The organism is Pseudomonas sp. S07E 245, assembly GCF_019599025.1.
GTDB classification, from domain to species: Bacteria; Pseudomonadota; Gammaproteobacteria; order Pseudomonadales; family Pseudomonadaceae; genus Aquipseudomonas; species Aquipseudomonas shirazensis.
The window spans coordinates 408,633-434,678 of sequence record NZ_CP080625.1; the positions used below are offsets into that span (position 1 = coordinate 408,633).

Here is a 26,046-nt window from a genome sequence, read left to right on the forward strand (position 1 = left end):
GACAACTTCTCCGCGCCAATGACGGCGGACTGAAGTCAATCGCTCAGCTTGATCGCCTCAAAGGCCAACTCTCATGAAAGCTCTACTGATTCTTGCACTCTTCGGTGTGTCCTCGTTCGCCTTCGCAAAAGAGGCTCAACCGGTGTCCAGCCCACCTGTGGCAGTGCAATATGAATACGGCACCAACCTCGACATCAAACGCGTGATCAGCCTGTCGACCCTGCCCAATGTCTGCGATGTGGTGCCTGCCACCATGACTTACGAGGACCATCAGGGCCAGGTCCATACTCTGCAGTACCGGGCGATGGGTGAGGGTTGCAGCCAGGGCTGATCAGGCCTCGGCCAGTGCCTGACGGACGGCCTCCAGGCCTTGTTTGAGCTGTGCTCGGCTGGTGGCTGCCGACAGGCTGATCCGCACGGCCTTGACCTCATCCACACCAATCGCGAAAACGTTGCCGGGAACGACCTCGACCCCGCGCCTGCGGCAATCAGCGGCCAGCGCCTCGGCGCCGGCCGGTGCCGCTACCCATACGTGCGGTGAGGCCTGCCGGTCGTCGAGCAACGCCGCGCCCAATACACTGCGGGCCAGTCGCCAGCGCTCGGCGGTCTCCTGGCGGTTCCAGGCCAGGCGGCGGGCGGCAGTACCGTCGGCGATCCACTGGCAGGCGATATGCAGATCCAGCGGCGAGACCGACCAGTGACTTGCCTGGCTGTGCGGCTCGATCTGCGCGAGCAGGGACGGCTGGGCCACGATCCAACCCACGCGCAAGCCGGCGGCAACCGTTTTCGAAAGGCTGCTTACCAGAATTCCGCGCCCCTCAAGCAAGGGGTACAGCGGTGGCTGCTCGCTCAGTGCGCCGTACACATCATCTTCGATCACCAACAGCTGATGGCGTTTGACCACCTCGGCGATGGCCTGGCGGCGTGCCGCGTCCATGCAGGTTGAGGTCGGGTTGTGCAGGGTCGGGGTGATCACCAGCACGCGGGCGCCGCTGGCACGCGTGACGCGGTCCAGCTCATCCGGACGCAGGCCGTGCTCATCTAGCGCCACGCCGTGCACTGGCAAACGCAATTGCCGGCACGCCGCCTTGATCCCAGGCGCCGTCAGCGCCTCGACCATCACCGCTTCACCGTCCTCGCACACTGACTGCAACACGCAGTTCAGCGCGTATTGCGCGCCGGCACACAGCAGCAGCTCGTCGGTCGCGAGAGTCAAGCCGCGTTCGGCCAGCCAGCGTGCCCCGTGTACGCGCCCCGCCAGCAGTTGCTCAGGCCCCAGGTAATGCTCGAGCAAGCCAGACTGCTCGAGTTCTAGCAGCCTGTGCAGGCTGGCCTGCAGATCTCGGTTGTCGGGTTCGACCACTGGCACGTTGGTCGACAGGTCGATCACCGCTTGTTCTGCATCGTGGCGCTTGAGCCGGAACAGGGTGGCTTCCTTGCTGCCCGCCAGCACATAGGTACCACGCCCCACCGCGCCAGCGACCAGATGACGGGCAGCGGCTTCGCGGTAGGCTTGCTGGGTGGTGCTTGGGTTGAGCCCGAGCGCCCAGGCCAGGCGCCGCTGCGGCGGCAGGCGCTGGCCAACCTTGAGCTCACCGCGCTCGATGGCGTCGGCGATGGCATCGACCAGCGCCAGATAACGCGGCTGATCGCTGGCAGTCAGCGTCGGGATCCACATGAAATTGCCACCCATGCAATATATCGATTTACCCATACAATGCCCCGCGCCTAGGATCAGGGCAACTCACACGATGAAGGAAGATCGTCATGTTCGACCTGGCCGCACTGCGCGAAGCTGCTGATTTCGTCCACCAACACCTGCCCGCAACGCCGCAGCATGTCTGGCCGCTCCTGGCCGAGCGGGCCGGCTGCGAAGTGTGGGTCAAACACGAAAATCACGCTCCGACCGGCGCGTTCAAGGTGCGCGGTGGCCTGGTCTACGTGCGTTCGTTGTTGGCGCACGGGCAGCCGCCGAAAGGGCTGGTCACGGCCACACGCGGCAACCACGGCCAGAGCATGGCGTTGGCCGCGCGCCAGGCGGGTATCCCGCTGGTGATCGTCGTGCCGCAAGGCAACTCGCGGGAGAAAAACGCCGCCATGCGGGCCTTGGGCGCCGAGCTGATCGAGCATGGTGCCGACTTCGATCTGGCCCGCGAAGAAGCCGCGCGGTTGGCCAACGAGCTGGGCTACCAGATGGTGCCGTCGTTCCACCCGGAGCTGGTGCGCGGCGTGGCGACCTATGCCCTGGAGCTGTTCAATGCGGTCGCCGCGCTGGACTGCGTGTACGTGCCGATCGGCATGGGCTCGGGCATCTGTGGGTTGATCCAGGCGCGCAACCTGCTTGGGCTCAAGACCGAAATCGTCGGCGTGGTCTCGACTGCCGCCGACGCCTACGCGCAGAGCTTTGAACAGGGCCGCATCGTCACCACCGCCACGGCCAACACCTTTGCCGATGGCATGGCCTGTCGGATGCCGCACCCGGATGCCTTTGCCCTGATCCATCAGCATGCCGCGCGGATCGTGCGGGTGACCGATGACGAGATCGCCGAGGCCATGCGCATTTACCACGAAACCACTCACAACACTGCTGAGGGAGCTGGCGCTGCAGGTTTGGCTGCGCTGTTGCAGGAACGTGAGCGGCAGAAGGGCAAGCGCGTTGCGGTGGTGCTCAGTGGCGCGAATATTGATCGTCAACGTTATGCGCAGGTCTTGAGCGGCTGAATACCCAGACGGCGCTGGCGTACTCTTAAACGGGTAAGTGAAGATCGGCGCAACCGGGAAGCAGGCAATTTCTTCCAATACCGGCGCCGTTGGCCTGTGGCTTAATCAGCGCCTCCTGATCTGTCGCGTAGCTATTACCCATGCCTTTTTCCAACGGATTTCTGCTGAGCCTGTCGCTGTGTCTGGACATCGGCATCGCCAATATCGCCATGATCACCCTGGCCATGCAGCGTGGTTTTCTTCAGGGATTCTGGTTGGGCCTGGGCACCTGCGTAGGTGACCTGATCTACGCCATCGCAGCATTGGCCGGGATGACCGTGCTGCTGCAGTTCGAGAGTGTGCGCTGGGTGCTGTGGCTCGGTGGTTCGGCGTTGTTGATCTGGTTTGCGCTGAAGATGCTGCTGGCCGCCTGGCGCGGCGGGCATCTGGATGCGCGCGCCGAGGTGGTGGTCGAGTCGGGTTGGCGCGAGTTTGCGCGAGGGGTGTTTCTGGCGATGTCGTCGCCGAGCGCGATCCTCTGGTTCGCTGCGGTCGGCGGTGTGCTGATCTCCCGCTCAGGCGCTGGCAGCTTGCTCGACGCGGTTGTGTTTCTCGGCGGTTTCTTCGCGGCCGGTCTGCTCTGGTGCGTGAGCTTGTGCGGTATTGCCAGCCACGGCGGGCGCTTGCTCGGTGACCGCTTGCTGACCTGGTCTTACCTGCTGTCGGCAGCGATTTTCTGCTACTTCGCGGTGTATGTGATCGTTTCAGGCTACCGCGAATTCATTCTTGCCGCCGCGTAATGTTGCGGCGTCACGCCATGTACCCGGCGAAACGCTGTGATGAAGTGGCTCTGGTCGTAGAAACCCAGGTCCAGCGCCACGTCCTGTGCGTGTTGCCCAAGACGTAACCGGCGCCGCGCTTCGATCAGGCGCAGTTGCATGTGGTACTGCAACGGGCCCAGGCCGGTGGCCTTTTTGAAGCAGCGTACGAAGTGATATTTGCTCAAGCCGGCGACCTGCGCCAGCTGCTCGAGAGGCAGCCGTTGCTGCAGATGCTCACGCATGAATGCCTGGCTGGTAGCGACGGCCGCTGACTGCTCATGGGCGGCGCTGGCGGGTTGCTCCAGCAATTGCGCGAGCAACAACAGCTCGGCCTGTTCGCGTTGCTCGTCACTGGCCCGGGCCAGCTCCAGCAACGCAGCAAACAGCTGCGGCCGCTGCAGCACGCCTTGCTGCAAACGTGGCGCAGTAGCGGTCGAGCGCAGATTGTCGGCGCTGATCAGTTGCGTGATCGCCGCTGGCGCCAGGTGCAGGCTGATGTATTCCACACCTGTCGTGGCAAATTCCGAACCCTGCACGGCCAGCGGGTTGTACAAGGTGATCTGGCCTGGCGCCACCTCCAGCTCGCGGCCATCGAGCCAAATCCGCTCCTGGCCACTGAGATTGGCGCCGATCACGTACTCGTCATGGGTATGCCGCGGGAAGCTGGCACCGCCTTGCGCGCGCACCCAGCTCAGCTCGAAATGCGGGCTGGCAGGCAGGGTTTCGCTGGTCAAAGGCATGGCTATACCCGTAGGCGGCAGCAGGAGTGCAGTGGCTAATGGTACCCGTCGACCAGGCTCAAAAAAATATTTTTCAGTGCCTGTCGATTTCGCCTCTCGCAATTCGACTAGTCATGAAGGCGCTGGATGATCCTGCGCTGCCCTGGTCGAGAGCCCAATAATGACTACCTCAACCGAATCGCTACTGCGTCAACAGATCGACAGCTGGATGCAGTCCGTGCGCGAGCGTGACATCGATGCAATCGTTGCTCCCTACGCCGAAGACGTCGTCGCCTTTGACGCCATCCAGGCCCTGCACTTCAAGGGCAAGGCCGCCTACCGTGCGCACTGGGAAATGTGCATGGGCATGTGCTCGGGCGAGATGGTGTTCGAGATCCATCAACTGACCCTGCATGTCGACGACAACCTCGCCCTGGCCCACTGGCTCAATCGCTGCGGGCCTGCAGATGACGACAGCCAATGCGGCTTCATGCGCGTTACGGTCGGCTATCGTCGCAGTGGCGCGCAGTGGCAGGTCATCCACGAGCACTGGTCGGCGCCGTTCGACATGCAAACCCAGAAGGCGCTGTTCAACCTGCAACCTTGAGCTGAGCACGCCTGCTGTTATCGCCAAACGCACTGTCCACTGACGTTGGAGGCAATCATGAAATACCTGTGCCTGGTCTATTGTGACGAGGGGCTGCTGCACAGCTTGCCCGACAGCCCCGCCGATGCCGAATGCCAGGCTTATGCGCAGGCACTGGAGGGCAGCGGCCGCGTGCTCGCCGCGCAGGCGCTGCAGTCTGTCCAGGCCGCGACCACGGTGCGCGTGCGCAATGGCCAGATGAGCCTGACCGACGGGCCATTCGCTGAAACCAAGGAACAGCTCGCCGGTTTCTATCTGGTCGAAGCGCGCGACCTCAATGAAGCGTTGAGCATCGCCAAAGGCATCCCCGCCGCCCGAGTCGGCAGCGTCGAGGTCCGCCCGGTGCGCGAACTACAACCCTGAACGTGGAGCACAACAACAATGACGCACGCACACGCAGGCTCTGCAGTGGCCGAACATGAACTGTCCATCACTCGCCTGATCGACGCCCCACCGGCGAAGGTATTTCGCGCCTGGAGCGAACCGCAATGGCTGATGAAGTGGTGGGGCCCGCACGGCATGACCACCCCGGAATGCGAGATGCAACTGTGGGTTGGCGGCTTGTTCCGGACCTTGATGCGCACCGCGGACGGCACCGAATACGATAACCAGGGTGTCTTCCTGGAAATCGTGGCGCCACGTCGGCTGGTCTTCACCGATGCGTTTCGGCCGGGCTGGGTCCCCGCCGCCAAGGCCTTCATGACCGCAGTGGTGACCTTCGATGATGAACACGGCAAGACCCGCTATACCGCCCGCGCGCTGCACTGGAATGCCGAGGATTGCCGCGCCCACGAAGAAATGGGCTTTCACCAGGGGTGGGGGCAAAGCCTGGACCGCCTGGTGGAGGTAGTCACTCAGCAGATGCCTGACTGATGCTCGGCGAGCAGCTGCGTGAGGTGGTAGATGAGCTCTACCGACGAGACTCGCGGCGCATTCTGGCCACCTTGATTCGCCTTCTGGGTGATTTCGACCTGGCCGAGGAGGCCATGCACGAGGCGTTTTTCATCGCGGTCGAGCGCTGGCAGCGTGATGGCATCCCCAGCAATCCACGGGCCTGGCTGGTGTCGACCGGGCGCTTCAAGGCCATCGATCTGTTACGCAAACATGCCCGTTTCGATCATGCCCAGGCGGATCTGATCATGCTTGTGCCCAGCGATGACGACCCCGCTGATGAAGCGCTACTCGGCGATGACCGCTTGCGCCTGATCTTCACCTGCTGCCACCCCGCGCTGGCTGCGGATGTCCAGGTGCCGCTGACCCTGCGTGAAGTCTGTGGCCTCAGCACCGAGCAGATTGCCAGTGCCTTTGTCCAGCGTCCGGCAACCATTGCCCAGCGCATCGTCCGCGCCAAGGCGAAGATCCGCGATGCCGGTATCGCCTATCAGGTCCCCGAGCAGGCCGAGCTGCCAGAGCGTCTGGACAGTGTCCTGCGGGTGATTTACCGGGTCTTCAACGAAGGCTATTCAGCCAGCTCGGGTGAAGCGGTGGTGCGCCGTGAGCTGTGTGATGAGGCGATTCGGCTTGGTCGACTGCTGCTGCAACTGCTGCCAGCCCCGCAGGTAATGGGCCTGTTGGCGCTGATGCTGCTGCAAGCTTCACGGCAGGCAGCGCGCAGTGACCTTGACGGTAACCTGGTGCTGCTCGATCAACAGGATCGCCGCCTGTGGAATCACCAGCAGATCGCCGAAGGCTGCCAGTTGGCCGAACGGGCGCTGCGCGCTGGCCCGGCCGGTATCTACAGCCTGCAAGCGGCGATCGCGGCGCTGCATGCAGAAGCGCTACGCCCGGCAGATACCGACTGGGCGCAGATCATTGGTTTGTACGATGTATTGCAGCGCCACTGGCCATCACCGGTGATCGAACTCAATCGCGCCGCAGCCCTGGCCAGACGCGATGGCCCGCAGGCGGGCTTGGTGCTGATCGAAGCGCTGTTGCAGCGCGGCGAACTGCTCGACTATCACCTGGCGCACGCCGCCTGCGCAGAACTGCACGGCCAACTGGGCCAGACCGAGCAGGCTCGCGCAGCGTGGCAGCGAGCCCTGATACTGACTCAACAAGGGCCGGAGCGGCGCTACATCGAGCAGCGCCTGCGCGACTTGCAGGGGCGCTAGAAGTCAGGCTTCGGCAACGCTCGGCTCGAAGGTCGGCGGCGTCACCAGCTGCACGGTCTGCTGCTTGCGCGGCGCGAGAATCTCGGCTTCGCCGGCAATCACCAGCTCATCGTTCTGGTTGTAGACGTTGGTGGCGATACGCACCTTGAACTTGGGCAGCTTTTCGAGGATTTCCAGGCGCACGGTCAGTGTGTCGCCGATTTTTACCGGCTTCTGGAAACTCATCTGCTGGCCCAGATACACCGTGCCTGGGCCGGGCAGGTTGCAGGCCACTGCCGCGCTGATCAGGGCGCCGGTGAACATGCCGTGGGCAATCCGCTCGCGGAAGATGGTCTTGGCAGCGTACTCGGCATCGAGGTGGACGGGGTTGTGGTCACCGGACATGGCGGCGAAGAGCTGGATGTCGCGCTCTTCAACGCGCTTGACGAACTCTTCATTTTTCTGACCCACTTCGAGGGCTTCGTAGGGGGTGTTGGTGACCTGGGTCATCAGGGCTTCCTTATTGGCGGACGGGGCCTGGCTATCATTCACTGCGAGCGGGGCGGCCAAGGGCCAGCGCCTGCTCGAGCCAGCCGAGAATGTCGGCGGTAACCTCGTCGCGATTGGTTTCATTGAGCAGTTCGTGGCGCGCCTGCGGGTACAGGCGCAACTGCACATGCCGGTTGCCGGTCGCGCTCAAAGCGACGGCCAGATCACTGAGACGCTTGCCGGCACTCACCGGATCACATTCACCGCCAATTATCAGTATCGGCAGGTTCGGATCGACCTGGGCAAGGTTGCTCGGCCGGCTGACTTGCGCCAGGCCTCGGAGCAGATCGAGCCACAACTGATTGCTGCAGCGAAACCCGCACAGCGGGTCGGCGATGTACTTGTCTACTTCGGCTTCGTCGCGGCTTAGCCAGTCGAATGGCGTCCGGGTAGGCTTGAAGGCATTGTTGAAGCTGCCGAACGAAAGCTTGTCGATCAGCGCACTGCTGGCCTCGGCGCCCTGGCGCCAGGCTTCGGCGCGGACGATCAGGGCCGCGGCGCGATACAGCCTGGGCGGCTGCAGGTTGGAGCCGCTGAGAATAGCTCCGTGCACGCTGGCGCTGTGGTGCAGCAGGTAAGCCTGGACGATGTAACTGCCCATGCTGTGGCCGAACAAAAACAGTGGCGTGCCAGGAAATCGCTCGCCGATGTGCTGGCTGAGCAGGCCGAGATCGTTGACCACGGCATTCCAGCCATCCTTGCAGGCAAACAGGCCCAGACGACCGTTCTCGGCGGTCCGGCCATGGCCACGCTGATCAGGCGCGAGCAGGGCAAAGCCGGCGGCGCTCAGTGCCTGGCCCAAGCGCTGATAGCGCCCGCCATGCTCGGCCATGCCATGCGCCAGCAGCACCACGGCCTTGACCGGTGTGGCCGGCAGCCATTGGTGCAGGTACAGGTTGCTGTGCTCACTGGCGGCAACCCAGAGCGCATCGTAAGCCATGACCGCGTCCTTTTCTGTGCATGTTCCCCGACAGTGTACGCACTACCACTGAAATTGCAGGGCGGGCACAAATAAGATTCACAATGTTAATGGCGGCCCTTGGCGTGTTTGCCACCTCCCACTTACCTGCTAACGTCGGCTCAACGCCTGTCGCCCCGTGCAGCAGGTCAAGGACGCTCCAGGCCAAGAGGAACAATAATAAATGCATGCCGACTTCTGGAATGACAAACGCCCGGCGGGCGTGCCTTCCACCATCGATATCAATGCCTACCGCAGCGTGGTCGATGTGTTCGAGCGCTCCTGCAAGCGCTTCGCCGACCGCCCGGCCTTCAGCAACCTCGGCGTGACCTTGAGTTATGGCGAGCTCGAACGCCACTCGGCGGCCTTCGCCGCCTGGCTGCAGGCCAATACCGATCTGGCCCCCGGCGATCGTATTGCCGTGCAGATGCCCAACGTGCTGCAGTACCCGATTGCGGTGTTCGGTGCGCTGCGGGCCGGGCTGATCGTGGTCAACACCAACCCGCTGTACACCGAGCGGGAAATGCGCCACCAGTTCAAGGATTCCGGCGCGCGTGCGCTGGTGTACCTGAACATGTTTGGCAGAAGGGTGCAGGAGGTGCTCCCCGATACCGGCCTTGAGTACCTGATCGAAGCGAAGATGGGGGATCTGCTGCCTACCGCCAAAGGCTGGCTGGTCAATACCCTGGTCGACAAGGTCAAGAAGATGGTCCCGGCCTTCGATCTGCCGCAGGCAAAGTCGTTCAAGCAGGTGCTGCGCGAGGGCAGGGCGTTGAGCCACACACCGGTGCCGCGCAGCCTCGACGATGTCGCCGTGCTGCAGTACACCGGCGGCACCACCGGCTTGGCCAAGGGCGCCATGCTGACCCATGCCAATCTGGTCGCCAACATGCTGCAGGTACTGGCGTGCTTCTCCCAGCACGGCGCCGACGGCCAGAAGATGATCAAGGACGGCCAGGAGGTGATGATCGCGCCGCTGCCGCTGTACCACATCTATGCTTTTACGGCGAACTGCATGTGCATGATGGTCACCGGCAACCACAACGTGCTGATTACCAACCCACGTGATATCCCAGGGTTTATCAAGGAACTGGGCAAGTGGCGTTTCTCGGGCTTGATTGGCCTGAATACGCTGTTTGTCGCGCTGATGGACCACCCCGGTTTCAAGTCGCTGGATTTCTCGGCGTTGAAGGTCACCAACTCCGGTGGTACCGCGTTGGTCAAGGCCACCGCGGAGCGTTGGGAGAGCCTGACCAAGTGCCGCATCGTCGAAGGCTACGGCCTGACCGAAACCTCGCCTGTGGCCAGTACCAACCCTTATGGGCAGCTGGCGCGGCTGGGCACAGTAGGCATCCCGGTAGTGGCCACGGCGTTCAAGGTCATCGATGACGATGGCAACGAGTTGCCCTTGGGCGAGCGCGGCGAGCTGTGTATCCAGGGCCCGCAAGTGATGAAAGGCTACTGGCAGCAGCCCGAGGCAACGGCGCAGGCGCTCGACAGTGCAGGCTGGTTCAAGACGGGTGACATCGCCGTCATCGATCCTGATGGCTACACGCGGATTGTCGACCGCAAGAAAGACATGATCATCGTCTCGGGCTTCAACGTGTACCCGAACGAGATCGAGGATGTGGTGATGGCCCACCCGCAGGTCGCCAACTGCGCCGCAATCGGGGTGCCGGACGAGCGTTCCGGCGAGGCGGTGAAGCTGTTTGTGGTGGCCCGTGAAGGGGGCGTCAGCGTTGAAGAGCTGAAGGCCTACTGCAAGGCCAACTTCACCGGTTACAAAGTGCCCAAGCACATCGTCCTGCGCGATTCGCTGCCAATGACGCCGGTCGGCAAGATCCTGCGGCGCGAGCTGCGCGACATCGCCTGACCGGTCTGGCCTAGGCACTGCAGAGGCAAGCAGCGGCGACGCGCTTGCCTCTCTTTATATGCATAGCCAGTAGATCAACCCACAGCAGCCGGTTTGCGACATTTTGGCTAATTACTCTAAATATGACTTATATAATTCGTTGAGTCATATTTGTGACCGTTTGGCCTGTTTTGGCCTCTAGTCGACCCTTGGCAAAGCTGATACTCTCGGCCCGCTTTCAGAGGATACGGTTGGCAATGAACCGGCGCCTTCTATCAATAATAAACGCATAAACGCGTATAAAGAATTCGCTGTTGCTCAAGGAGTTGGCTTCCATGATCGAAAATTTTTGGAAGGATAAGTACCCAGCCGGGGTAGCGGCGCAAATCAATCCTGATGAATTCCCCAATATCCAGGCGGTGCTCAAGCAATCCTGCCAGCGTTTTGCCGACAAGCCGGCCTTCAGCAACCTGGGCAAGACCCTGACCTATGGCGAGCTGTACACGCTGTCCGGCGCGTTTGCCGCGTGGCTGCAGCAGCACACTGACCTCAAGCCGGGCGACCGCATCGCCGTGCAGCTGCCGAACGTGCTGCAGTACCCGGTGGCGGTATTCGGTGCCATGCGCGCTGGCCTGATCGTGGTCAACACCAACCCGCTGTACACCACGCGGGAGATGGAACACCAGTTCAACGACTCTGGCGCCAAGGCGTTGGTGTGCCTGGCCAACATGGCCCACCTGGCTGAAAAGGTGGTGCCCAAGACCCAGGTCAAACACGTCATCGTCACCGAAGTGGCCGACCTGCTGCCGCCGCTGAAACGGCTGCTGATCAACAGCGTCATCAAATACGTGAAGAAGATGGTCCCGGCCTATCACCTGCCCAAGGCCGTACGTTTCAACGATGCCTTGGCCAAGGGCGCCGGCCAGCCGGTCAACGAAGCCAACCCGCAGGCCGATGATGTTGCCGTGCTGCAGTACACCGGCGGCACCACCGGGGTGGCCAAGGGCGCCATGCTCACCCACCGCAACCTGGTCGCCAACATGCTCCAGTGCCGTGCGTTGATGGGCGCCAACCTGCAAGAAGGCTGCGAGATCCTGATCACGCCGCTGCCGCTTTACCACATCTATGCCTTTACCTTCCATTGCATGGCAATGATGCTGATCGGCAACCACAACGTGCTGATCAGCAACCCGCGCGACCTGCCGGCGATGGTCAAGGAGCTCGGCAAGTGGAAGTTCAGCGGCTTTGTCGGCCTCAACACGCTGTTCGTTGCCCTGTGCAACAACGAAGGCTTCCGCGCTCTGGACTTCTCGGCACTGAAGATCACCCTGTCCGGTGGCATGGCCTTGCAGTTGAGCGTTGCCGAGCGCTGGAAAGCCGTAACCGGCTGCGCCATCTGCGAAGGCTACGGCATGACCGAAACCAGCCCGGTTGCTGCGGTCAATCCGGCTGAGGCCAACCAGGTCGGCACCATCGGCATCCCGGTGCCGTCGACGCTGTGCAAGATCATCGATGACAGCGGCCAGGAGCTTGCCCTGGGCGAGGTCGGCGAGCTGTGCGTCAAGGGCCCGCAGGTGATGAAAGGCTACTGGCAGCGCGAAGATGCTACCGCCGAGATTCTCGATGCCGATGGCTGGTTGAAGACTGGCGACATCGCCTTGATCCAGACCGATGGCTACATGCGTATCGTCGACCGCAAGAAGGACATGATTCTGGTGTCCGGCTTCAACGTCTACCCCAATGAACTCGAAGACGTGCTCGCCGGTTTGCCGGGTGTGCTGCAGTGCGCTGCGATCGGTGTACCGGACGAGAAGTCGGGCGAGCTGATCAAGGTGTTCATCGTGGTCAAGCCGGGCATGACCCTGACCAAGGAGCAGGTCATGGAGCATATGCGCGCCAACGTCACCGGCTACAAGGTGCCGCGTTATATCGAGTTCCGTGATGCCTTGCCAACCACCAACGTCGGCAAGATCCTGCGCCGCGAGCTGCGTGACGAAGAGCTGAAGAAGCAAGGCCTGAAAAAGACCGCCTGATCAGGTGGCGACTGCGTGGCAGCTCATGCCCGCGCAGTCGCCGCTGCAGCTGTCAGCGCAGCTTTTCCAGCATCTGGTAGTACCACATCCCCGCCGCCAGCAGCGGATTGCCGAGCAGGTCGCCCATTGGCACCTTGACGTGCTTGCAGCCGGCAAAGGTATCGAACTTCTCCAATGTTCCGGTCACCGCCTCAGCCATGATTTCACCCATGATGTGGCTGGTGGCAACGCCGTGCCCGGAATAACCCTGGCAGTACCAGACGTTGTCCGAGAGTTTGCCCAACTGCGGAATGCGGTTGACCACGATGCCCATCGCGCAGCTCCACTGGAACTCGATCGGCACGCCTTTGAGAGCGGGGAAGGTGCGCTCGATGCACGGCCGCAGCTCGCCGGCGATATCCCGTGAATCCTTGCCGGAGTAGTTGGCGCCACCGCCGAACAGCAAGCGCTTGTCGGCGGTCAGGCGGTAGTAGTCGAGGACGAAGCGGCAGTCGTACACCGCCAGATCCTCCGGGTTGATCTGCTCGGCCAGTTCGCCCAGTGGCGCGGTGGTGACGATGCCGCCCATCGCCGGGAAGATCTTGCCCTTCAGTTGGCGCTTTTCCAGCTTGTGATAGACATCGCCGGCGAGCATCACCTGACGCGCCTCGATCCGGCCCTGGGCGGTGACCACCGCCGGGCGAGGGCCGTGAACGATGTCGAGTACCTCGGAATTCTCGAAAATCAGGGCGCCCATCGCGTGTGCCGCGCGCGCTTCGCCCAGGCACAGGTTGAGCGGGTGCAGGTGCAGGTTGCGCATGTTCTTCAGGCCGCCCAGGTACAGCGGGCTCTGCAGGTGGCGGGCAACCCCGTCGCGATCGAGCAACTCGAGCTGATCACCCATGCCACGGCGTTGGGCCTCGGCCTGAAAACTCTGCAGCTCGGCCATGTGCGATGGCTTCATCGCGGTGTGCAGGTGGCCGCGCTTGAGGTCGCACTCGATTCCGTAGCGTTGCACCCGTTGCTCGATGATCTCGTGGCCGCGCCAGCGCAGTTGCCAGATGAAGTCATCGACCTCGCTGCCGAGGCGCGCGCTCATCTGCTGGCGCATCGCCTCGTCGCCGGACAGGCTGCCCGTCACCTGGCCGCCGTTGCGCCCGCTGGCGCCCCAACCGATGCGATTGGTTTCGACAATGGCCACCTTGAGCCCACGTTCGGCCAGCTCGACCGCCGTGGCTACGCCGGTGAAACCGCCGCCGATGATCGCCACATCGACCTGGTGCGTACCCTGCAAAGTCGGGTACTGGCTGTGATCGTTGACAGTGGCGCTGTAGTAGGACGGCGCGCGCTGGGCCGAACCCTTGTTCAGTGCTGCGTTCATGCGAATTCCTTGAGATGAAAAGGGTAGGGCTCAGGCCTGGTGCAGGTACCAGCGCCAGTCCTGCTCGCCGACTTCGGCCATGAACTGGCGGTACTCGGCGCGCTTGACCTTGAGGTATACCCCGAGAAAATCCTCGCCGAGAGCCTCTTTGGCCCAGGTCGACTGCTCCAGTGCAGCGAGCACGGTCAGCCAGTCGGTGGGCAGGTGTTCGGTGGCCTGGGCATAACCGTTGCCCGTCACCGGCGCGCCGGGGTCGAGCTGTTCGCGCAGGCCCTGATGGGTGGCGGCGAGAATCGCCGCAGCCGCCAGATACGGGTTGGCGTCGGCGCCGCAGATGCGGTGTTCGATGTGCCGGCTGTTGGCCGGGCCGCCGGGCACGCGCAGGCTCACGGTGCGGTTGTCGACGCCCCAGGTCGGCGCCAGCGGCGCGTAGCTGTTGGCCTGGAAGCGGCGGAACGAGTTGGCGTTGGGGCAAAACAGCAACAGTGATTCATGCAGATGGCAGAGCATACCGGCGACTGCCTGGCGCAGCAGCGGCGTGCCGGCCGGATCTTCACTGGCAAACAGATTGCGACCCTCGGCGTCGGCCAGGCTCAGGTGCATGTGCATGCCGGTGCCGGCCAGTTCGGCGAACGGCTTGGCCATGAAGCACGCCTGCATGCCGTGGGCATGGGCAATGCCCTTGACCAGGCGCTTGTAGCGCACGGCCTGGTCCATCGCCGCCAGGGCGTCGCCGTGTTCCAGAGTGATCTCGACCTGGCCTGCGGCGTACTCGGAAATCGCCGTGCGCGCAGGGATGCCCTGGGCTTTGCAGGCGGCGTACAGGTCAGCCAGAAACGGCTCGATCTGCTCCAGTTCGCGCAGGCCATACACTTGGGTGGCGCGCGGGCGGCCGCCGTCGTTGTCCAGCGCGGGCTGCGGCCGGCCGTGGGCGTCGCGCTGCTGGTCGAGCAGGTAGAACTCCAGTTCGCAGGCCATCACCGGGTGGTAGCCGTCGGCCTTGAGCGCTTCGATGGTGCGCAGCAGGACGTGACGTGGGTCGGCAACACTGGCTGGCAGGCCTTCACGCGGGTGCATGCTGACTTGCACCGCCGCGGTTGGCACCCGCCGCCATGGTAGGCGCACCAGACTGCCTTGCAGGGGATAAGCGCGGCAGTCGATATCGCCGACGTCCCACACCAGGCCGGAGTTTTCCACGTCGTCGCCATTGATGGTCAAGCCAAGAATGGTGCTCGGCAGCGGCCTGCCGCTTTGGTAAACCGCCAGCAGTTCGTCACGGTGCAGCAGCTTGCCGCGGGGCACACCGTTGGCATCGAGGATGAACAGCTCGATCAGGTCGATATCAGGGTTATTGGCCAGAAACTGTTCGGCCTGCTCAAGGGGAGCAAAGTGCATGGTGGATTCGCTCGCGGCTCATTGCTGAGGCGCACGGACCTGCGCGCAATGGGCGCCAGGCCGGACTGGGTAAACCGGCGCAGAGACGCCGGGTCTGGTCAGTGCAACGCGGCCGAAAGATCGGGCGGGCGAGCGTGGCGGCAGTGCCACAGGGCCCAGAAGGCGAGGATGATGTGCACCAGTGGATTTTCGCCGACACAGGCCCGGGCCTTCGGCAGCGAAGGGCGGGACGGCGGGCGTGCGGTGCGGGTGGGGACGCTCATGGGTTGATACTCCCATGGGCTGTAAGGTTGATTAAATCAGCGAATGGCTACCTTAAGTTAGCTGCTGGCTAAACATTCGCGCCGGCCATGCTCGCTGAAGTTCACGCAACCCGCGCCCGGCGCTGAAAGCAAAGATTCGGCAAATCTGCGACAATCGCCCCTCTTCGAATGCCAATCATGTACCAGCAGGCTCACCTGCATCATTAAAAAGCCCCATGACTGATAACGCCATCGACCAGCTGCTGAACAATCTCGACCACGCCATGATCGCCGACCGTCATCGTCTGCGTCGGCAACTGCACGAGCTGCGCAAGCGCCCGGACGAGGCCAAGCTGGCCTTGTGGGCAGACAAGGTGCAAGCCTCGTTCGACAAAGTCAGCGCGCGCCAGGCGAGTGTGCCGAGTATCCGCTACGACGACAGCCTGCCGATTGCGGCCAAGCGTGACGAGATAAAAAAAGCCCTGAGCGAACACCAGGTGCTGATCATCGCCGGCGAAACCGGCTCTGGCAAAACCACCCAGCTGCCGAAAATCTGCCTGGAACTGGGCCGCGGCAGCCACGGCCAGATCGCCCACACTCAGCCGCGGCGGATCGCTGCGCGCAGCGTGGCCGCGCGGGTGGCCGAAGAGCTCGGCACGCCGCTGGGGGCGTTGGTTGGCTATCAGGTGCGCTTTGAAGATCAGAGCGATGCCAACACCTTGGTCAAGCTGATGACCGACGGCATCTTGCTGGCTGAAACCCAGCATGACCGCTTTCTTGAGCGCTACGACACGATCATCGTCGACGAAGCCCACGAACGCAGCCTGAACATCGACTTCCTGCTCGGCTACCTGAAGACCTTGCTGCACCGTCGGCCCGAGCTGAAGCTGATCATCACCTCGGCGACCATCGACCTGGAGCGCTTCTCCAAGCATTTCGACGATGCGCCGATCATCGAGGTGTCTGGTCGGACTTATCCGGTCGACACCTGGTACCGGCCGCTGACCAGCGAGCATGACGAGGAAGGCAACCAGGTCGAAGAAGACCTCAGCGTTGATCAGGCGATTCTGGCCACCCTCGACGAGATCGCTGCGCACGAGCGCAGTGCCGGCAAGGGGCCGGGCGACGTACTGGTGTTTCTGCCGGGCGAGCGGGAGATCCGCGACGCCGCCGAAATGCTGCGCAAGGCGCAATTGCGCCACACCGAAATCCTGCCGCTGTATGCGCGGCTGTCGCCGGCTGAGCAGCAGAAGATCTTCCAGTCGCACCCGGGCCGTCGCGTGGTGCTGGCGACCAACGTCGCCGAGACCTCGCTGACCGTGCCGGGCATCCGCTACGTGATCGACAGCGGCACCGCGCGCATCAGCCGCTACAGCTACCGGGCCAAGGTCCAGCGCCTGCCGATCGAGGCGGTGTCGCAGGCCAGTGCCAACCAGCGCAAGGGCCGCTGTGGCCGGGTCGAGCCGGGCATCTGCATTCGCTTGTACAGCGAAGATGACTTCAATGGCCGGCCGGCGTTTACCGACCCGGAGATCCTGCGTACCAACCTCGCCGCGGTGATCCTGCAGATGTTGCATCTGCGCCTGGGCGATATCGATGCCTTCCCGTTCATCGAGCCACCGGATGGCAAGGCCATCAGCGACGGCTTCAACCTCCTGCAAGAGCTGTCGGCGGTCAACCGCGAGAATCAGCTGACCCCGCTCGGGCGGCAATTGGCACGCCTGCCGATCGACCCACGGCTGGGGCGCATGTTGCTTGAAGGCGCGCGCCTGGGCAGCCTGCAGGAAGTACTGATCGTCACCAGTGCGCTGTCGGTGCAGGACCCGCGTGAACGTCCACCCGAGCGTCAGCAGGCGGCCGATCAGGCCCATGCGCAATGGAAGGACGTCGACTCCGACTTCGCCGGGCTGGTGAATTTGTGGCGCGGTTTCGAAGAACAGCGCCTGGCCCTGACCGCCAACCCGCTGCGCAACTGGTGCCGCAAGAACTTCCTCAACTACCTGCGCCTGCGCGAGTGGCGTGATGCTCATCGGCAACTGGCGTTGATCTGCCGTGACCTGCAACTGACCGTGAACAAAGAGCCGGTCGATTATCAGCGCATGCACAAGGCAATCCTCAGTGGCCTGCTCAGCCAGATCGGGCAGAAGACCGAAGAGGGCGATTACCTCGGTGCGCGGCAGCGGCGCTTCTGGATTCATCCATCGTCCGGCATCGGTCGCAAGCGCCCGCAGTGGGTGATGGCCGCCGAGCTGGTCGAAACTACCAAGCTGTATGCGCGCATGGTTGCCAAGATCGAACCGGACTGGATCGAGCCGTTGGCCGGCCACCTGATCAAGAAGAACCACTTCGAGCCGCACTGGGAGAAGAAGCGTGGCCAGGTGGTCGCCTTCGAGCAGATTACCCTCTATGGGCTGATTCTGGTCGGTCGCCGCCCGGTGCATTACGGCCCGATCGATCCGGTGGTTTCGCGTGAGCTGTTTATCCGCGAAGGACTGGTTGGCGGCGAAATCCAGTCGCGGGCCAAATGCCTGATGGCCAACAAGCGCCTGCTCGAGCAGCTCGACGAGCTCGAGGCCAAGGCCCGCCGCCGGGATATTCTGGCCGACGAAGAAACCCTCTACGGTTTCTACGAAGCACGCCTGCCGGCAGAGATTCACCAGACCGCGACCTTCGATGCCTGGTACCGCATGACCAGCCAGAAGGACGCCAACCTGCTGATCATGCGCGAAGAGGATGTGCTCGCTCGCGAGGCTAGCGAAGTCACTGCCGCGCAGTATCCGGACACCTTGAAGATCGGTGATCTGAGCCTGTCGCTGAGCTATCACTTCGAGCCCAATCATCCGCGCGACGGCGTCACCGTGCGGGTGCCGGCGCCGCTGTTGCCGAGCCTGCCGGGCGAGCGTCTGGAGTGGCTGGTGCCGGGCCTGCTCGAAGCCAAGTGCATTGCCCTGGTGCGCAGCCTGCCCAAGGCGCTGCGCAAGAACTTCGTGCCGGTGCCGGACTTCGTCAAAGCGGCGCTTTCGCGCATGACCTTTGGCCAGGGCAGCCTGCCTCAGGCCCTTGGCCAGGAGTTGCTGCGCATGACCGGTGCGCGCGTCTCGGACGAAGCCTGGGCCGAAGCCGTCGAGCTGGTCGAGAGCCATCTACGGATGAACATCGAAGTGGTCGACGGCGAGGGCAAGTTCCTCGGCGAGGGCCGTGATCTGGCCGAGCTGACTGCACGCTTTGTTGCCGCCAGCCAGGCGGCGTTGGCCATGCCGCGTACCGAAAAATCCGACCAGCCGGTACAGGCCAAGGCCTTTACCCCGGTAGCCGAGACCGCCCAGCAGAAGATCGCCGGGTTGTCGATGACAGTGTATCCGGCGCTGGTCGAGGACAAGGGCGCGGTCCGTGAAGGGCGTTTTTCGACCCATGCCGAGGCCGAGTTCCAGCACCGCCGGGCGTTGCAGCGGTTGCTCCTGCAGCAGTTGGCAGAGCCGGCCAAGTTCCTGCGCAGCAAGCTGCCGGGGCTGACCGAGCTGGGCTTGCTGTACCGCGACATGGGCCGGGTCGAGGCACTGGTCGAGGATATTCTCCTGGCCAGCCTCGACAGCTGCATCCTCGACGGCGAGGCGCAGTTGCCACGCGATGGCGCCGGACTGGCGTCGCTGGCCGAGCGCAAGCGTGGCAGCTGGGCGGAGCATGCCGAGCGGCTGGCGCGCCTGAGCCTGGAGATCCTCAAGCTGTGGCATGGCCTGCAAAAGCGCTTCAAGGGCAAGATCGACCTGAGTCAGGCGGTGTCGCTGAACGACATCAAGCAGCAGTTGGCCAACCTGGTCTATCCAGGGTTTATTCGAGAGACACCGGCGCAGTGGCTCAAAGAGCTGCCGCGTTACCTGAAGGCGATCGAGCTGCGCCTGGAGAAGCTGGGCAGCCAGGTTCAGAAGGACCGGGTCTGGAGTGGCGAACTGGCCAACCTCTGGGCGCAGTACAAAACCCGCGCCGACAAGCACGCCCAGGAAGGCAAGCGCGATGAGCAGTTGGTGCTGTATCGCTGGTTGCTGGAAGAGTACCGGGTGTCGTTATTCGCCCAGCAGTTGGGGACCAAGGTTGCGGTTTCGGACAAGCGCCTGAGCAAGCAGTGGAGCCAGGTAGAAGGCTAAATTGCTGAAGTTGTGGCAAACTCGCTGCAGGTTTCAGCGAGACCTGGCCAGGCCGGCATGGGCAGCAATACGCCGATGCAGGTGTGGCCAGGCGCAACGTTCGAAGGCACAGCCTTCGGCCGTTTCAAGGCAGACAATTACAGGTTCAACTTGGTACCAAGGTGCCATTAGCCAAACCCTATTTCGGCCAACGCCCCAGCGTGATGGCCTTCGACCAGAGGAACGATCGTGCATAACGTCGTGATCAGCGGCACCGGCCTGTTTACTCCGGCCCAGAGCATTTCCAATGAAGAACTGGTGGAGTCGTTCAACACCTGGGTGCAGCAATTCAATGCCGACAACGCCGACGCCATCGAGCGTGGCGAGGTCGAGGCTCAGGCCGAATCCAATGCGGCCTTTATCGAAAAGGCTTCGGGCATCAAGAGCCGCTTCGTCATGGACAAGGCCGGCATCCTCGACCCGCAGCGGATGAAGCCGCTGCTGCCTGAGCGCAGCAACGAAGAACAGTCGATCCTCTGCGAGATGGCCGTGAGCGCGGCGCTGATGGCATTGCAACGCGCTGGCCGCACTGCGGCCGATGTCGATGGCGTGATCGTCGCCTGCTCCAACCTGCAGCGGCCATACCCGGCCATCGCCATCGAAGTGCAAGCTGCGTTGGGCATCCAGGGCTTTGCCTTCGACATGAACGTGGCCTGCTCCTCGGCGACTTTCGGTATCCAGACCGCCGCCAACAGCGTGCAGCTGGGGCAGGCGCGGGCGGTGCTGATGGTGAACCCTGAGGTGTGCACCGCGCACCTGAACTTCCGTGATCGCGACAGCCATTTCATCTTTGGTGACGGCGCCACGGCAGTGCTGATCGAGCGTGCCGACCTGGCGACCTCGGCGCACCAGTTCGAGATTGTCAGCAGCAAGTTGCTGACCCAGTTCTCCAACAACATCCGCAACAACTTTGGCTTCCTCAACCGCACTGCCGAAGACGGTGAGGGTGCTGCCGACAAGCTGTTCGTGCAGGAAGGTCGCAAGGTGTTCCGCGAAGTGTGCCCGATGGTGGCCGAGCTGATTGCTCAGCATTTGGCCGAGAACGATCTGCAGGCCAGTGACGTGCGCAGGTTCTGGCTGCATCAGGCCAACCTGAGCATGAACCATCTGATCGTGAAGAAGCTGGTCGGCCACGAGGTGGCTGAAGAGGATGCGCCGGTGATTCTTGATCGGTATGCCAATACCAGCTCGGCGGGCTCGGTGATTGCCCTGCATTTGTATCAGGATGATCTGCCCAAGGGCGCGTTGGGCGTACTGAGTTCGTTTGGGGCGGGGTATTCGATTGGCAGCGTGATCCTGCGCAAGCTGTGATCTAACAGCGAGGCTGCTTTGCAGCCCTTTCGCGACACAAGAGACCGCGCTAGCCAGTCATGCGCGGTCCTCTGTAGGAGCGGCCTTGTGTCGCGAAATGAGGGCGCAGCCCTCACTGGCGTACCATCCGGACACCCTAATCACACATCCCTCAGCGCCACCGCGACTACCGTATCCGAACCCCACAAAAGGAGCAGGACATGGAAAGTCCCCACGCCCACAGCTTACGCCGTGGCCGAATATCCGAGCCCGGACGCTCATATTTGCTCACCACCGTCACCCGAAATCGCCAGCCGCTTTTCACTGGCTGGTAGAGCTTGGAGCGGGAACCCTCGCCAACCTGATATGCAGCTTCAAATCCCGCAGCAGCGTTGCTCTGTAACGTACTGGAGCCATTAGACAGCATATCTGGCAGCAAGGATTTCATGATCGGGCATTACGCCGGGATGAGGATATCAAGGCTGTCGCGCTGTACATCATTCGCAACCCAATACGCGCGGGGATCGTGCGCAGAGTTGGTGAGTATTCGCATTGGGATTGTGTTTGGCTGTAGCGGCCCCGGTGAGGGCTGCGCCCTCATTTCGCGACACCAGGCCGCTCCTACAAGAGACCGCGGTGTAGGAGCGGCCTTGCCGGGGCGCCGGACCGGTCGGAAAGGGCCGCAAAGCGGCCCCAGATTACTCGGTTAGAACTTGGCTTCCAGATCCACCTGCAGAGTGTCGACATCGGCATTGCTGTTCGGCAGTTGCGACAGGTCGGTCTTGGCCATCAGGTAAGCAGCGCCCACCGAGAAGTTCTTGTCGATTTCGTAACCGACCTTGAACTTGTGCCCACGCGAACCGGTGTAGCCGTTGCCGAAGTCAGAGTCGGTGAACAGGCTGACCACAGCGTTGCGTTGCACGTCGCGGTAGTTGTAATCCAGGCTCCAGGCGCCCAGCTTGGTCTTCAGACCCGCCAACCAGGCCTGATCTTCGCCATCGGTGCTGTCGGTGTTCTTCACGTACTGACCATAGGCCGAGAGTGGCAGCGCGAGGCCGGTCAGGTCGATCTGGCCAAAGCCTTCAACGAGGTTGAACTCGTTGGTGGTGTTGCCGAACGAGCGCAGGATGGTCGCTTCCTTGTCGTTATCGTAACCGTAGATGCTGGCGCCAACGGTGACCTTGAGCGTGTCTGCCGGAGCGAAGCGTGCACCCAACTGGCCGTGGTAGACCTGCGCATCATGCTTGTACTGCACACCGTCGCCGTCGACGTTGTCCTTGAGGGTGTACTGACCGGCGCTGGCAAACACTTCGGCGCCGCCCAGGTCGGTCTTGTAGGTAGCCGCCACGCCTTCGGGGTTGATGTCGCTGTCCCAGATGATGTCGCCCATGCTCACCCATGGCTGAGCCATTTTACCGCCGATCAAATGCAGGCCGGGCAGGGCAGTCGGGTGCCAGTCGAGGTAAGCCAGGTCGACCCACAGCGACTTCTTGTCGAAGTAGTTATCCAGGCTCTGGTTGGTCGAACGGCGGTCGGCGCTGCTGCCGGTGGCGATACGCACGCCTGCATCGACCTGTGGGTTGATCTCGCTGTAGAAGCCGACGCGAGCACGCACGCGCTGACGGTCCTGATTGCCGCTGGAGGCGTTCGGGTCGTCGACATTGACGTCTTCGTAACGCAGGCGCACATCACCTTTGACCTGGGTCTTGGCCGCCCAGGCGACTTTCTGTTCGAAGGAGCTCATGCGTTCGGCCTGGGCTTTCTGCGTGGCTTTTTCCTTGGTTTCCTGAGACAGGTCGGCCTGCAGCTCGTTGTACTGTGCCTGGTTGATCGAACCATTGGCGCGGAGCATCTCGAGCAGCTTGGCGTCGACTGCAGCACTGGCTGGAGTACTCAGAGCCAGCATCAGACCGGTCAGGCTCACTCCAGTTAGTGTAGAAACAAGACGCATAAAGTTCTCCCGTGTTGAGCAATATGGGGAGGCTTGGACGCCCACCCCCGAGTTGGCAATTCTGCGCAAAGCGCCTGAATAGACAGGTCGCCGCGGTTTCGAAAACAGGCGCAAGTATTGCGGGGGGCAATGACAGAATAATGTCTATTTAGTGGCACTGCGGTTAAACAGTCCGCCTGGATTTGTCAGTGGCGCCATCCTTGCCGGATACTGGCGGCCACCTCGACGAGCGCTTATATCGTGATCAGCTTGTACAGCCTTGCCCACATCCGCGACCTGCCAGCCGCTAGCTGGGATGCACTGGTGCCCGCTGGCCAGCCGTTTTTGCGGCATGCCTTTCTCAGTGCCATGGAAGACAGCGGCAGTGTGGTACGGGCCACCGGCTGGGCCGCCGAGCACTTGGTGCTGGAGCGCGACGGCGAGGTGCGCGCGCTGTTGCCGGCCTATCGCAAGTGGCATTCGTTTGGCGAGTATGTGTTCGATCACGGCTGGGCGGATGCCTGTGCCCGGGCCGGTATCGCCTACTACCCCAAGCTGCTCGGCGCGGTGCCGTTCAGCCCGGTCAGTGGCCCACGCGTGCTGATGCAGGATTCAGCCGACGGCTTGCTGTTGTTGCAGGCGTTGCCTGAGTACCTGAACAAGGGCGGCTTGTCCGGCGCACACATCAACTTCACCGACACCGCGCTGGACCAGACCATCGCCGGCTTGCCGGGATGGCTGGAGCGCCTCGGTTGTCAGTTTCACTGGCGCAACCGCGGCTATCGAGATTTCCAGGACTTTCTCGACACGCTCAGCTCGCGCAAGCGCAAGCAGATGCGCAAGGAGCGTGAGCAGGTGGTTGGCCACGGTATCGACTTCCAGTGGTACCGCGGTGATCAGCTAAGTGAGCTGCAGTGGGACTTTGTCTACCTGTGCTACGCCAACACCTACACCATCCGCGGGCGGGCGCCGTATCTGACCCGTGAGTTCTTCAGCCTGCTGGCCGAGCGCATGCCCGAGGCCATCCGCGTGGTGATCGCGCGTCAGGCCGGCCGCGATGTGGCCATGGCCTTGAGCCTGGTCGGCGGCGACAGCCTGTTCGGGCGGTACTGGGGCTGCCTGGATGAGTTCGACCGGCTGCACTTCGAGACCTGTTTTTATCAGGGCATGGACTTTGCTATCGCTGAAGGGCTGCAACGTTTCGATGCTGGCGCGCAGGGCGAGCACAAGCTGATTCGCGGCTTCGAGCCAGTCATCACTCGCTCGTGGCATTACCTGCTGCATCCAGGCTTGCGGGAGGCGGTCGCGGAGTTTTTGCAGCAGGAGGGGGAGGGCGTCAGAGCTTACGCCGAAGAGGCGCGGGGCATGCTGCCTTATCGTCAGGAGTAAGGGTCAGCAAGGTGTACGCCGAGCCTGTGCAGGCCCGGCGCGACAAGGCTGTCAGTCGACCCCGACGAAGCCGCCCGTCTGGTGTTGCCACAAGCGTGCATACAAGCCCTGATGGGCGAGCAGTTCGGCGTGGGTGCCGGTCTCGACCACATGGCCCTGGTCAAGTACGACCAGTCGATCCATGCGCGCGATGGTCGACAGTCGGTGGGCAATGGCGATCACCGTCTTGCCCTGCATCAGCGTCTCCAGGCTCTCCTGAATAGCCGCTTCCACCTCTGAGTCGAGTGCCGAGGTGGCTTCGTCCATGATCAGTATCGGCGCGTTCTTCAGCAGTACCCGGGCAATCGCGATGCGCTGGCGCTGGCCACCCGAGAGCTTGACCCCGCGCTCGCCCACATGCGCATCGAAGCCAGTGCGGCCCTGCGAGTCGGACAACTGGCCGATGAAGTCATCGGCCCTGGCCCCGCGCACGGCGGCCCAGACTTCCTCGTCGGTCGCGTCGGGCCTGCCGTACAGCAGGTTGTCGCGGATCGAGCGGTGCAGCAAGGAGGTGTCCTGGGTGATCATGCCGATCTGTGCGCGCAAGCTGGCCTGGTTGACCTCGGCGATGTTCTGCCCGTCGATCAGGATGCGCCCGCTTTCAACGTCGTACAGACGCAGCAGCAGGTTGACCAGAGTCGACTTGCCGGCGCCGGACGGGCCGATCAGACCGATCTTCTCACCCGGACGAATATCCAGGTTCAGGCCATCGATGACCCTGCGACCCTTGCCATAGTTGAAGCCGACGTTGTCGAAGCGCACCGCGCCGCGCGTCACTTCAAGCGCTGGTGCCTGCGCCTGATCGGTGACCGTGACCGGCTGGGCAATGGTCTGCAGGCCGTCCTGGACCATGCCGATGTTCTCGAAGATGCCGTTGACCACCCACATGATCCAGCCCGACATGTTGACGATGCGGATCGCCAGGCCGGTCGCGAGGGCAATGGCACCCACGGTAATCAGCGAGTTGCTCCACAGCCACAGCGCCAGGCCGGTGGTGGTGACTACCAGCAAACCGTTGAGCGTGGTGATGACCACATCCATGCTGGTGATCACGCGCGAGGCCAGCTGGGTTTTCTCGGTCTGCTCGCTGATCGCTTCACGGGCGTACTGCTGCTCGTAGTCGGTATGGGCAAACAGCTTGAGGGTAGTGATGTTGGTGTAGCCGTCGACGATCCGCCCCATCAGCTTGGAGCGGGCATCCGAAGACACCACCGCTCGCGCCTTGACCCGTGGCACGAAGTAGCAAAGTGCGCCGATGTAGCAAGCGATCCACACCAGCAGCGGTACCATCAGGCGCCAGTCGGCCTCGGCGAACAGCACCAGCGCACTGATCGCGTAGATCAGCACGTGCCACAGCGCATCCACCGCCTGCACCGCCGAGTCGCGCAGCGAGTTGCCGGTCTGCATGATGCGCTGGGCGATGCGCCCGGCGAAGTCGTTCTGGAAGAAGTTCATGCTCTGCTTGAGCACGTAGTTGTGGTTTTGCCAGCGGATCATGCTGGTCATGCCCGGGCTGATGGTCTGGTGCACCAGCAGGTCATGCAGGCCGAAGAACAGCGGTCTGATCAGCAGCACCACCACCAGCATCCACAGCAGTTCGGCGCCGTGCAGGCTGAAGAAGTTCGGGTCCGGGGTGCCCTGGGCGAGGTCGATGATCCGGCTCAGGTAGCCGAACATCGCCACTTCGATCAGCGCTGCGACCAGGCCGACGATCAGCAGGGCAACGAAGCTCGGCCAGACCTGACGCAGGTAGTACAGGTAGAAGGCCCACACCGTACTTGGTGGAGCCTCGCTCGGAGCATCACGGAAGATATCGATGAGCTTTTCGAAACGGCGGTACAGCATGGGCATT

20 protein-coding genes and 1 pseudogene are annotated in these 26,046 nt (G+C 62.7%); 13 read left to right on the plus strand and 8 right to left on the minus strand.

All coding sequences use genetic code 11. The annotated features are described in order from the left end of the window. Positions 1–73 precede the first annotated feature (73 nt). Entirely contained in the window at positions 74–331 is a 258-nt protein-coding gene (locus K3F44_RS01975; RefSeq protein ID WP_101317542.1) for a DUF2790 domain-containing protein, read from the plus strand. Here the strand turns inward: K3F44_RS01975 and K3F44_RS01980 are convergent, their stop codons facing one another. After that, positions 332–1,693 (minus strand): PLP-dependent aminotransferase family protein, encoded by a 1,362-nt coding sequence (locus K3F44_RS01980; RefSeq protein WP_224786464.1) that lies wholly within the window; start codon positions 1,691–1,693, stop codon positions 332–334. A 74-nt stretch (positions 1,694–1,767) separates the two neighbouring features. Between K3F44_RS01980 and K3F44_RS01985 the strand changes: the two genes are divergently transcribed. After that, positions 1,768–2,721: a threonine dehydratase gene (locus K3F44_RS01985; protein WP_220633245.1), complete on the plus strand. Its 954-nt coding sequence runs from the start codon at positions 1,768–1,770 to the stop codon at positions 2,719–2,721. Between the two features lie 140 nt (positions 2,722–2,861). Next, positions 2,862–3,500 (plus strand): LysE family translocator, encoded by a 639-nt coding sequence (locus K3F44_RS01990; RefSeq protein ID WP_181106031.1) that lies wholly within the window; start codon positions 2,862–2,864, stop codon positions 3,498–3,500. Here the strand turns inward: K3F44_RS01990 and K3F44_RS01995 are convergent. Next, the gene (locus K3F44_RS01995; RefSeq protein WP_101322963.1) at positions 3,470–4,261 is read right to left on the minus strand and encodes an AraC family transcriptional regulator; all 792 of its coding nucleotides are present in this window, start codon (positions 4,259–4,261) and stop codon (positions 3,470–3,472) included. The genes K3F44_RS01990 and K3F44_RS01995 overlap by 31 nt on opposite strands. A 160-nt stretch (positions 4,262–4,421) precedes the next feature. On the opposite strand from K3F44_RS01995, the gene K3F44_RS02000 reads away from it, so the two are divergent. The 4 genes from K3F44_RS02000 to K3F44_RS02015 are packed head-to-tail and all read left to right on the plus strand — an operon-like array spanning position 4,422 to position 6,997. Next, complete coding sequence (locus K3F44_RS02000; RefSeq protein WP_220633246.1) at positions 4,422–4,847, plus strand: nuclear transport factor 2 family protein; 426 nt, start codon at positions 4,422–4,424, stop codon at positions 4,845–4,847. A 57-nt stretch (positions 4,848–4,904) separates the two neighbouring features. Then, positions 4,905–5,249: a YciI family protein gene (locus K3F44_RS02005; RefSeq protein WP_220633247.1), complete on the plus strand. Its 345-nt coding sequence runs from the start codon at positions 4,905–4,907 to the stop codon at positions 5,247–5,249. 18 nt (positions 5,250–5,267) lie between these two features. After that, the gene (locus K3F44_RS02010; protein ID WP_150571501.1) at positions 5,268–5,759 is read left to right on the plus strand and encodes an SRPBCC family protein; all 492 of its coding nucleotides are present in this window, start codon (positions 5,268–5,270) and stop codon (positions 5,757–5,759) included. Further along, positions 5,759–6,997: an RNA polymerase sigma factor gene (locus tag K3F44_RS02015; RefSeq protein ID WP_220633248.1), complete on the plus strand. Its 1,239-nt coding sequence runs from the start codon at positions 5,759–5,761 to the stop codon at positions 6,995–6,997. Before K3F44_RS02010 ends, K3F44_RS02015 begins: the two co-directional genes overlap by 1 nt. Positions 6,998–7,000: 3 nt before the next feature. Here K3F44_RS02015 and K3F44_RS02020 read toward each other — a convergent pair whose 3' ends face one another. Continuing rightward, entirely contained in the window at positions 7,001–7,486 is a 486-nt protein-coding gene (locus K3F44_RS02020; RefSeq protein WP_150571503.1) for a MaoC family dehydratase, read from the minus strand. Between the two features lie 34 nt (positions 7,487–7,520). Next, positions 7,521–8,465: an alpha/beta hydrolase gene (locus tag K3F44_RS02025; protein WP_220633249.1), complete on the minus strand. Its 945-nt coding sequence runs from the start codon at positions 8,463–8,465 to the stop codon at positions 7,521–7,523. A 202-nt stretch (positions 8,466–8,667) separates the two neighbouring features. Here K3F44_RS02025 and fadD2 point away from each other — a divergent pair, with 202 nt between their 5' ends. After that, positions 8,668–10,356 carry a long-chain-fatty-acid--CoA ligase FadD2 gene (gene fadD2 / locus K3F44_RS02030; RefSeq protein ID WP_220633250.1) on the plus strand — a complete coding sequence of 563 codons (1,689 nt, stop codon included), beginning with the start codon at positions 8,668–8,670 and terminating at the stop codon, positions 10,354–10,356. A gap of 314 nt (positions 10,357–10,670) precedes the next feature. Next, entirely contained in the window at positions 10,671–12,368 is a 1,698-nt protein-coding gene (fadD1, locus tag K3F44_RS02035) for a long-chain-fatty-acid--CoA ligase FadD1 (RefSeq protein WP_150571506.1), read from the plus strand. A 52-nt stretch (positions 12,369–12,420) separates the two neighbouring features. Here the strand turns inward: fadD1 and K3F44_RS02040 are convergent, their stop codons facing one another. Further along, positions 12,421–13,728 (minus strand): FAD-binding oxidoreductase, encoded by a 1,308-nt coding sequence (locus K3F44_RS02040; RefSeq protein ID WP_101317565.1) that lies wholly within the window; start codon positions 13,726–13,728, stop codon positions 12,421–12,423. A gap of 30 nt (positions 13,729–13,758) precedes the next feature. Beyond that, a complete protein-coding gene (locus K3F44_RS02045) occupies positions 13,759–15,123 on the minus strand; it encodes a glutamine synthetase family protein (protein WP_220633251.1) in 1,365 nt (454 codons plus the stop codon). A gap of 478 nt (positions 15,124–15,601) precedes the next feature. Between K3F44_RS02045 and hrpA the strand changes: the two genes are divergently transcribed. The 3 genes and pseudogenes from hrpA (at position 15,602) to K3F44_RS24700 (ending at position 21,410) form a co-directional block, all read left to right on the plus strand. After that, a complete protein-coding gene (hrpA, locus tag K3F44_RS02050; RefSeq protein ID WP_220633252.1) occupies positions 15,602–19,507 on the plus strand; it encodes an ATP-dependent RNA helicase HrpA in 3,906 nt (1,301 codons plus the stop codon). A gap of 228 nt (positions 19,508–19,735) precedes the next feature. Further along, the gene (locus K3F44_RS02055; protein ID WP_101317571.1) at positions 19,736–20,857 is read left to right on the plus strand and encodes a beta-ketoacyl-ACP synthase III; all 1,122 of its coding nucleotides are present in this window, start codon (positions 19,736–19,738) and stop codon (positions 20,855–20,857) included. A 200-nt stretch (positions 20,858–21,057) separates the two neighbouring features. Further along, positions 21,058–21,410 (plus strand): annotated as a pseudogene (locus K3F44_RS24700) (transposase). Positions 21,411–21,542: 132 nt separating this feature from the next. Here the strand turns inward: K3F44_RS24700 and K3F44_RS02060 are convergent. Further along, on the minus strand, positions 21,543–22,787 hold the full coding sequence (locus K3F44_RS02060; protein WP_150571510.1) for a putative porin: 1,245 nt from the start codon (positions 22,785–22,787) through the stop codon (positions 21,543–21,545). A 240-nt stretch (positions 22,788–23,027) separates the two neighbouring features. On the opposite strand from K3F44_RS02060, the gene K3F44_RS02065 reads away from it, so the two are divergent. After that, positions 23,028–24,155 (plus strand): GNAT family N-acetyltransferase, encoded by a 1,128-nt coding sequence (locus K3F44_RS02065; protein WP_150571511.1) that lies wholly within the window; start codon positions 23,028–23,030, stop codon positions 24,153–24,155. A 51-nt stretch (positions 24,156–24,206) separates the two neighbouring features. Here K3F44_RS02065 and K3F44_RS02070 read toward each other — a convergent pair whose 3' ends face one another. Then, the gene (locus tag K3F44_RS02070) at positions 24,207–26,039 is read right to left on the minus strand and encodes an ABC transporter ATP-binding protein (RefSeq protein WP_220634129.1); all 1,833 of its coding nucleotides are present in this window, start codon (positions 26,037–26,039) and stop codon (positions 24,207–24,209) included. Positions 26,040–26,046 lie beyond the last annotated feature (7 nt).